General features: G+C 63.1%; 9 protein-coding genes. 7 read left to right on the plus strand and 2 right to left on the minus strand.

Going from position 1 to position 8,597, the window contains the following annotated elements; translation table 11 throughout:
- Positions 1 to 239: 239 nt before the first annotated feature.
- Positions 240 to 707 carry a hypothetical protein gene (locus SLQ30_RS32825; protein ID WP_319451230.1) on the plus strand — a complete coding sequence of 156 codons (468 nt, stop codon included), beginning with the start codon at positions 240 to 242 and terminating at the stop codon, positions 705 to 707.
- Between the two features lie 317 nt (positions 708 to 1,024).
- Complete coding sequence (locus tag SLQ30_RS32830; RefSeq protein ID WP_319451229.1) at positions 1,025 to 1,627, plus strand: hypothetical protein; 603 nt, start codon at positions 1,025 to 1,027, stop codon at positions 1,625 to 1,627.
- 105 nt (positions 1,628 to 1,732) lie between these two features.
- Here the strand turns inward: SLQ30_RS32830 and SLQ30_RS32835 are convergent, their stop codons facing one another.
- Together SLQ30_RS32835 and SLQ30_RS32840 are read right to left on the minus strand one after the other, a co-directional pair.
- Positions 1,733 to 3,418, minus strand: a complete 1,686-nt coding sequence (locus SLQ30_RS32835; protein WP_319451231.1) for a GMC family oxidoreductase — start codon at positions 3,416 to 3,418, stop codon at positions 1,733 to 1,735.
- A 170-nt stretch (positions 3,419 to 3,588) separates the two neighbouring features.
- A complete protein-coding gene (locus SLQ30_RS32840; protein WP_319451228.1) occupies positions 3,589 to 4,398 on the minus strand; it encodes an LLM class F420-dependent oxidoreductase in 810 nt (269 codons plus the stop codon).
- Positions 4,399 to 4,631: 233 nt separating this feature from the next.
- On the opposite strand from SLQ30_RS32840, the gene SLQ30_RS32845 reads away from it, so the two are divergent.
- The 5 genes from SLQ30_RS32845 (at position 4,632) to SLQ30_RS32865 (ending at position 7,503) form a co-directional block, all read left to right on the plus strand.
- Positions 4,632 to 5,462: an SDR family oxidoreductase gene (locus SLQ30_RS32845; RefSeq protein WP_319451227.1), complete on the plus strand. Its 831-nt coding sequence runs from the start codon at positions 4,632 to 4,634 to the stop codon at positions 5,460 to 5,462.
- Positions 5,463 to 5,521: 59 nt separating this feature from the next.
- On the plus strand, positions 5,522 to 6,415 hold the full coding sequence (locus tag SLQ30_RS32850) for a helix-turn-helix transcriptional regulator (RefSeq protein ID WP_319451226.1): 894 nt from the start codon (positions 5,522 to 5,524) through the stop codon (positions 6,413 to 6,415).
- Between the two features lie 81 nt (positions 6,416 to 6,496).
- Complete coding sequence (locus SLQ30_RS32855; RefSeq protein ID WP_319451225.1) at positions 6,497 to 6,646, plus strand: hypothetical protein; 150 nt, start codon at positions 6,497 to 6,499, stop codon at positions 6,644 to 6,646.
- 186 nt (positions 6,647 to 6,832) lie between these two features.
- Positions 6,833 to 7,078, plus strand: coding sequence for a FitA-like ribbon-helix-helix domain-containing protein (locus SLQ30_RS32860; RefSeq protein WP_319451224.1), 246 nt, complete (start codon positions 6,833 to 6,835; stop codon positions 7,076 to 7,078).
- A complete protein-coding gene (locus SLQ30_RS32865; RefSeq protein ID WP_319451223.1) occupies positions 7,075 to 7,503 on the plus strand; it encodes a type II toxin-antitoxin system VapC family toxin in 429 nt (142 codons plus the stop codon). The genes SLQ30_RS32860 and SLQ30_RS32865 overlap by 4 nt, the downstream gene beginning before the upstream one ends.
- Positions 7,504 to 8,597: the final 1,094 nt, after the last annotated feature.

Consider the following 8,597-nt stretch of genomic DNA (forward strand, 5'->3'; position numbering starts at 1 on the left):
CCACAACCGGCTGCCACACCGCCCGGGTGGCGGAATTACGTGACAGACGAGGTGGGGGAATTCCGTGACGGACAACCCCTCAAGCTGGAGGAATTATGTGACCGCTGACAACTGGCCTCGGCGGTGGCACTCTGCTTTCTACGTCCACGCACCGGCATATAACAGTCGCGGTTGAGCAACAGCCGGTGGGTCAGAAAATCACCAAACCGGCCGCAGCTGTCGTCCCTGCACCTGTGGTCGTGACCAAAGACTCCAGCGCGCAAGACATCGTCAAGGCCATCGTGACCCAGGGCCATGCTGCCAAGCTGAGCGAGGACCAGATCAGGACCGTCATCGCCACTGCGAAGATCGAGTCGAGTTTCCGCCCGACCGCGTCCGGTGGTGTTCAGGCGTATGGCGGCTCTGGGGCCGCGGCTGATGAGGTCATCGGCCTGTTCCAGGAGAAAGCCAGTTTCGGCACCGTCGCCGAGCGTCAAGACCCCAACAAGGCGATCGCCCGATTCATCGCCCGGTTCACTGAGGCCTTCAAGAAATACGGCATCGCCAGCGACACCGTGCTGGCGGCCACGCTCGCGCAGAACCCACAACTGCTCAAGAACCACGGCGGGGCCGGAACTCATTACTACAACACCGTCAAGGCCGCGATGAGCCCAGCCGCAGACTTGTACCGCCAGGCCGCCGGCGCCATGCTGCCAACGTCTACCTAACCCTGGTTCGCCACGTCTGCGAAAACCGCAGACTAAAAACAGGACTGGACAACCGGGCCGCCAAAGCCGTTGGGCAGCAGCGCAAAACGGGAACGCTCTACTGGTAACTCTGCATATTCGATTCCGCCATGTTGCGCCGTGCCGGACACCAATGGGACGTCATGGATCTCACCGTCGATGACTCGCGTCGTCGATTCCTTCGGAGCTACGAAGGCCGCGAGCGGCTGCGCCCCTCATGTGGTTCGGGTATGGTCCGGGCCGGGCGAGGGTTCAACTGTAACTTGACCCACACCACATGAAGACGCGGGAGGAAATCCATGAGGACGATCGCATACCGCCGCACGGCAGTAGCCGGCCTGGCCGCCGTCGCGCTGATCAGCGTGGGCTGCAGCAATGGCAGGAGCGTCGACGCATCGACACCGCCTCAGGTCGATTTGATCGCCACGTCTGAAACCCCGGCGCCGCCCGCTGAAGTGAAGCTCATCGGGGACAGAGACGTCGAGGTGACGTTGACCGGCCCGATCGCTGTGAAGTACTCGTCGGCAACCGAAAGTCAGAAAGAAGCTCTCGGCAAGGCACTGACAGGCGACCACAACGCGGGAACGCGGGACAGCGGCGTGGTGTTCCAGCAGTTCCAGGGCGGCGTGATCGTCGCCAAGAACGACGAGGCGGGCACGCCTGCATTTATCACCGAAGGCAAGATCCGGGAAGCCTGGAATATCCAACGCGACCAGGACGGCGTGCCTGCGATCACCGGCAACAACGGCTCGGCAGGTCCGCTGGGCGTCCCCACCAGCGACGAGAACGCCGTCGGCGATCTCCTAGTGACGACGTTCGAACAAGGCAAGGTCGAGTACAACACGAAGACCGGCCAGGTCGAGGTGACGGTCAACGGCAAGGTCGTACCATCCGGCCTGTAGACGGCGGCTCTGTCGAACCCGGGTTGCGCCGCACGCCGATGAGGACGGCTCGGTCGCCAGCAGCACCTACAGCAGGCAGAGGCGGACTTTCATGTTCCGACCGACTCATCCCAGGATCGCCCGCGCTGCGCGCTCTGCGATCAGCATGACGGGCGCGTTTGTGTTCCCGGACGTGATGGTGGGCATCGCCGAAGCATCAACCACCCGAAGCCCGGCGACGCGGTACACGCGACAGTCGGTGTCGAGCACCGTGGCGGCCGAGCGCGGCAGGCCGCGTGTGTCAAAGGCTCCCATCGCACAGGTGCCCACTGGATGAAAGATCGTTGTACCGAGTTCACGGGCCGCCGTATGCAGGTCTTCGTCACTCACCAGTTGCGGACCGGGAAGCAACTCTTCGGGTCGGTAGCGGGCCAGCGAGGGCGCCGCCATGATCTGTCGCGTCATCCGGAGGCCGCGGACGGCGGCTTCGCGATCGGCGTCGGTGGACAGGTAATTGCAGACGATCTTCGGGTAGGTCAGCGGATCTGCATCGGCTATCCGCACATGGCCACGCGAACTGGGTCGCAGATTGCACACCGACGGCGTGATCGCTCCGAACCGGTGCAGCGGCTCGCCGAATTTGGCCAACGACAAGGGCTGGACATGCCACTCCAAATCGGGACTGGCCAGCGTGGGGTCGCTTTTGGCGAAAGCGCCCAGCGTCGAGGGCGGCATGGTCATGGGTCCTGATCGCAGCAACAGGTACTGAAGTCCCATGCCTGCACGGGTGATCCAATTGCGGTACAGCGTGTTGACGGTGCGAGCGCCCCGCACCCGGTAGACCGTTCGCAATTGCAGGTGGTCCTGGAGGTTCTCACCCACTCCCGGCAGATCGACGGTCACCGGCACCTGATGCTGGGTGAGCAGCCCGGCCGGGCCCAGACCCGATGCCTGCATGAGGTGCGGTGACCCAATCGCTCCGGCGCTCAGGATCACCTCCCGGCGGGCGTGGACGTCGACGATCTGGCCACCTTTGAGCAGCCGCACACCGGTGGCGCGACGCTGGGCCGTGGTCCAGGCCCCGCGACGTTGATCGTCGTGGACCTGGTCGTCCATCAGCAGCTTCACGGCCTGGGTGTGGGTGTAGATCGTGAGATTCGGTCGCCGGGAGACGGGATGCAGGAAAGCATCCGCCATCGACCAGCGACGGCCACGCCGTTGGTTGACGTGAAAGTACGCACTACCGGCGTTGTCTCCCCGGTTGAACTCGGCGATCGGGGCAATGCCCACCTCGGCAGCCGCGGCCTGCCACGCGTCCAGGATCTTCCAGCGGACCCGCGGCCGCTCGACGGGAATCTCACCACCGGCGCCGTGCCAGTCATCGGCTCCGCCAAAGTAGTCTTCCAACTCTTTGTAGATCGCCAGTGTCTCGCCGGAACTGTCCGGGCCACCCCACAGCCATCGCTCGTCACCGGTGGCCTTGGCCCATAGGTCGTAATCGCAGGCCTGTCCGCGCATATGGATCATGGCGTTGATCGAAGAACTGCCGCCGATTACGCGCCCCCGCGCGTAGTGAATGCTGCGGCCCGCCAGACCTGGGTCAGCCTCGGTCGTGAAGCACCAGTCGGTGCGGGGGTTGGCGATTGTGTACAGGTAGCCCACCGGCACCTTGATCCAGAAATAGTTGTCTTTTCCGCCTGCCTCAATCAGGAGCACACGGTGATCAGGGTTGGCGCTGAGCCGATTGGCGAGCAGGCAGCCCGCACTGCCCGCTCCCACGATGACGAAGTCGAATTCGGCCACGGGGCTCATTTCCGGCATCGTTTCTCCATGGCGTCGGATGCGTGTCCTAGTGCGCGATGACCGCCCGGCACGCGCGCGTCCGGTGTTTGCTGTCGCAGTACACCGTATTGGACGTGATCGACAAGCTCACAACCGACAAGAGGTCGAGCTTCCGTGAAGCGCACAGCTTGGATCGTGGGTCACCCGTTGTCCCGCCATGTGACCACCTGCTTGAGAGACGTGAGGTCATAACCGTTGTCGGCGGTGAGTTCAACCTGGAACAGCGTGACGCCGATTTCACGGAAGGCATCGGCACTGTCGGCGTTCTCCCAGAGCGTCGAGCGTTCGATGTCGGCGCCGTTGCGGCCGAACGTCGCCGCCAACTCGTCGACTCGGTCGCTGGACCTGCGGAACGCGTCCAATTCCTGAAACGCGTGCCAGATGTCTGCGTGCCTGGCAATGGCGGGCAGCGAGCGCTTGGGCCCCGTGCCACCGATGAGGATCGGCAGCCTGCGCACGGGCGGCGGGATCAGTGCGGCGAGCCGGTTCTCGATGCGGATCAGGCTCTCGTCGAACAGATCGAAGCGGGAGCCGAAGGTGCCGAAGTCGTAACCGTAAGTGGTGTAGTCCTTTTCGTACCACCCAGCGCCGAGGCCCAAGATGAGCCGGCCGCCGCTGATGTGGTCGACGGTGCGTGCCATGTCAGCGAGCAGGTCCGCGTTGCGGTAGCCGACGCCGGTGACGAGGAGCCCGATGTCGGCGTGTGAGGTGATTTCACCCCACGACGCGAGCGCGGTCCAGCCCTCGAAGTTGGCGACACCGGGCTGCTCCTCGAACAGGACGGGCTTGCCGTCGACGATGCCCTTCATCGCCGGGCGGTGGAAGTGGTCGTAGCCGAAGATCACGTCGACGCCGAGGTCGTCGGCGGCAAGGACAGCCTCGCGCCACGTGGCGTAGTCGGGCGTGCCGCCGGGCTGGATCTGGACGGCGACGCGGACGGGACGGGTCATGGAAGCTCCTGAGTCGGGGAAGGGTCGACCTTTGGGCCAAGTTCACCGGGTGCGCGTTTATTCCGGATCGGCGCGTCGACACTGGTAGACGGTTCGTTGATCCAGCGCACGACCTAGACGTCTGTCGTCCGCGCGCTTGCTGCCTCCGTCAAGCGGCTACCGGACAAGGGGGAGTCTGGCAGTACCCGTACTACGGGGATCTCCTTGGCGTCTCGAATACCGCCTAACTTGCTATGAGAGGTTCCGGGCCGACGCAGGAGAGAAGCAACGTGGTAAACAGCCAATTCGTAACGCATGCAGAACTTTTCGATCTGAGTGGTAAGCACGGCCTCGTCACCGGTGGCACCAAGGGCATCGGGATGATGATCGCGCGCGGGCTTCTCCAAGCAGGCGCCCGCGTGGTCATCAGCTCACGCAACACAGAAGCGTGCGCTCAGGCGCAGGAACAGCTGTCCGAATTCGGCGACGTCTGGGCGGTCCCCGCTGATCTGTCCCGGCACGAGGAGTGTGAGCGCCTCGCCGACCTCGTCACGGCCGACGCTGGGAGTCTCGACATCCTCGTCAACAATGCGGGGGCAATGTGGGACGAGCCGTTGGCGACGTTCCCGGACGCAGCCTGGGACACGGTCATCGACCTCAACTTGAAAGCGCCGTTTTGGCTGGTGCAGGCGCTGCTGCCTGCACTTCGTAGCGCTGGGACCGCCGACGATCCCGCGCGGATCATCAACATCGGCAGCATCGCCGCCATACACATCCCCAACCGGCCCAACTACTCGTACTCCAGCAGCAAGGCTGCGCTGCATCAACTCACCAGGGTGCTCGCCAAGGAACTGGGCCCGCAGCACATCACGGTGAACGCGGTGGCGCCGGGACCGTTCCCGTCGACGATGATGGCTGCAACCCTCGACGAGTTCGGCGAGGCGATCGCGGCGTCGGCCCCGCTGCGCCGGATCGGCCGCGACGACGACATGGCGGGTGTCGCCGTCTTCCTCGCCAGTCGGGCAGGCGCTTACCTAACGGGCACCATCGTCCCCGTCGACGGAGGGATCGCCACGACCGCGTGACCTCGTTCATCCCTGCACGGGGCCGGCGGTCGCTTGCGGTGCGGGCCTACGGTGAGTGGATGACGGCCACGCTTGATCTGCGCACCGAGATCCGAGAGTTTCTGAGGTCGCGTCGCGCCCGCATCGCTCCAGAGATGGCTGGCCTGCCCGCCTACGGTGGTAATCGTCGGGTCAAGGGTCTGCGTCGAGAGGAGGTAGCGCTACTCGCTGGGGTCTCGGTCGAGTATTACGTGCGCATTGAGCGCGGCAGCCTGGCTGGCACCTCCGAGGGCGTGCTCGACGCGCTAGCCACGGCCCTACAACTCAACGAAGCGGAGCGCGACCACCTGTTCCATCTCGCACGCCAGTCTGGGGCGCCCAGCGGTCGACGGCACCCCAAACCTCCGGCGACGGTGCGGCCGGCGCTGCAAGAGGTGCTCGACGCCATTACCGGTGCGCCGGCGTGGATCCGAAATGCGCGCCACGACGTGCTCGCCATGAATCAACTTGGCCGTGCGCTGTATTCACCGGTGTTGGCCGACCCGCGACGGCCGGCCAACACAGCGCGGTTCGTGTACTTGCACCCCAGCGAGGCCGAGGCGTTCTTCGTCGACTACGACCATGCGGCGCGAAATGCGGCCGCGATGCTGCGTATGGAAATGGGCCGTAATCCCCACGACGAGGAGCTCATCGCCTTGGTGGGCGAATTATCAACGGGCAGTGAGCTATTCCGGCAGCAGTGGGCATCTCAGGACGTGCGGCTGCACGGATACGGGAGCAAGCGTGTGAACCATCCAGTGGTGGGCCTGCTCGACTTGAATTTTGAGTCGATGGATCTGCCCACAGCACCTGGCCTGCAGTTGAATGTCTATACCGCACCTGCGGGAGGACCGGCCGCTGACAATCTGGCCCGGTTGGCGTCCTGGGCCAGCCAAGAGACGTTAGCGACCGAGCTTCATGTCCCCAGCGGATAACCGACCTTTCAGTCCGTCCGCATCAAGGACCGCATTGCTGGCGCTGCCTGGCACCGGCAGTGATAGGTCCGGCCGACCCAGGTGACGATCGCCAACCGCAACTCCGCCCAGGGCCTCGTCACTCACCCGCCGTCGGGACGGGTCACGCAGCCCAGAGTCGATGACGTGACGGCAGAGCAAGTCGTCGAGGTCGAGCGAGCGATGATGGTATTCCTCGGCCTTGCGCGCTAGGCGAGAACCATTGGGCGGCAGTGCAATATGGCAGCAGGGGAGTCGTCATCCGCCAGCGGGGGTCGTCGTTTCAATCATCGGTGCTGCCCGAGTAGCCGTGAGCGGAGTTGCTGGACAGAAATCGCGCCATGTGCCGACAAACTGCTAGCATTGATTGCAATGCAAGCAATAGGCGAGGGGTGACTGATGGCGACCTTGACGATTCGTGATTTTGACGACGACCTCAAAGCAGCTCTGCGTGTGCGCGCAGCAGAGCACGGCCGTTCGATGGAATCGGAGGTGCGCGAGATCTTGCGCGCAGCATTGGAACGCCCGGTGGGTGGTCCAGGGATGGCGACACGGATTCGGCAGCGCTTCTCGGGAACTGGGGGTGTGGAGCTTGACCTGCCCAGCCGGACCGAGCGTCCACGTGCTGCGGTCCTTGACGAATGATCGTCTTGGATACCAACGTCGTCTCGGAACTGATGCGCCCGGCACCGGATCCTGACGTCACTAGTTGGGTCGACAGTTTGGATGTGTCCGACATATTGCTGACGGCCGTGACGGCGGCCGAACTGTTGTATGGCGTCGCCCGATTGCCGGACGGGCGACGCAGGCGTGAGCTTCGTCCAAAGGTCGAAGGACTGCTGGCGGAGGATTTCCGGGACAGGATTTTGCCGTTCGATGCGCTGGCCGCAACCCATTACGCAGATATAGTTGCTGGTCGGGAGCGTAGCGGACTCCAGATCAGTATGGCCGACGGGCAGATCGCCGCAATTAGCCGCGCCTGGAACGTCGGACTTGCGACGCGCAACGTCAGTGACTTCGTCGACACCGGCGTCGAACTCATCAATCCGTGGGATTTGGCAACGCCGTAACCGCTCGGCCGCAAACGACGCTCACCGGTTGCGAACGGGCGTGAATGAAATGCACTGCAGCACAGCGGTTTAGCAGTGGCGGTGCGGATTTGAGTAGCAATAGGTAGGGACCCACTCCGCTAGATGAAAACGGAGTAGATTACTTGACATAATGTTGCTTATCGGCAATTACAGCGGCGCCCGTCGGCGAACATCTGATAGGCGTACAGTCGCTTCTGTCCGATCCAGGAATAGTTGAGAGTAATCCGGGAAAACATGAGATCTGTCCGAATCTGCCCTGTTTTCCAGAACTATCTGACATTGCTGTTGGCCCGGCGCGTTCTCGACGCGCGAAACCTCGCACGGATGGTCGCTTTGCCGGCAGAATCCGCAACGATCTACGGCATGCAGTTCGGCCCGCCCGCGACTACCGGATCGGTGACCGCCGTGACTACCCGGCGTTGAGGGAACTGCCCAGCCAGGCGCACATACGTCACGTGACGTTTAAGGGTGGCTGTGCCTGGATACGGCGGGAGTGCGAATTACCTTCTCATGCATTCGTTTTGGCCTCCGCTGGTCTGCTGGGCCGCCTCGGATCAGATGACTATGTGAGCGCCGGCTTCCTGGCGTTTCCAGCATCGAGCGTTCAGAACCTGCACTTTGTATTCGTCGATGTCGATTCGTCCAGCGGCGAAATCGATGAGTCGTTGTACTGAGGTGGCGAGTCGGCGCCCAACCTTCGATCACGCTGTTGATCAGAGCGTCGTACACATGGCGGCGATCGTCGGTCGACAAGCTACTGCTACGCAGCATCTCGATGATGTCCACCGCCGACTCGTCGTCGCCCACGCATACAGGCTATCTGCATTACCCAGGTCCGCGGGAATCCCTTCCTCGCCATCGTATCGTCACAGTGACACTTCTCCCCTTGCCTCGGCACGGGAAAGACTCGGTCTGGCAACGGAATTCACTCATTTAATGGATAAGATTGATTATCCATCAAAAACTCCGCCGTTTTCATCTGATGAATCAGCCAGCCGTTGCCGCCCATCCGGGCGAGCTTCGCTTGGGTTCACGAATGCTGCTGTTGAGCAGCGACATTCGGAATGACGCCA

This window comes from Mycobacterium sp. RTGN4 (assembly GCF_033804635.1).
Lineage (GTDB): Bacteria > Actinomycetota > Actinomycetes > Mycobacteriales > Mycobacteriaceae > Mycobacterium.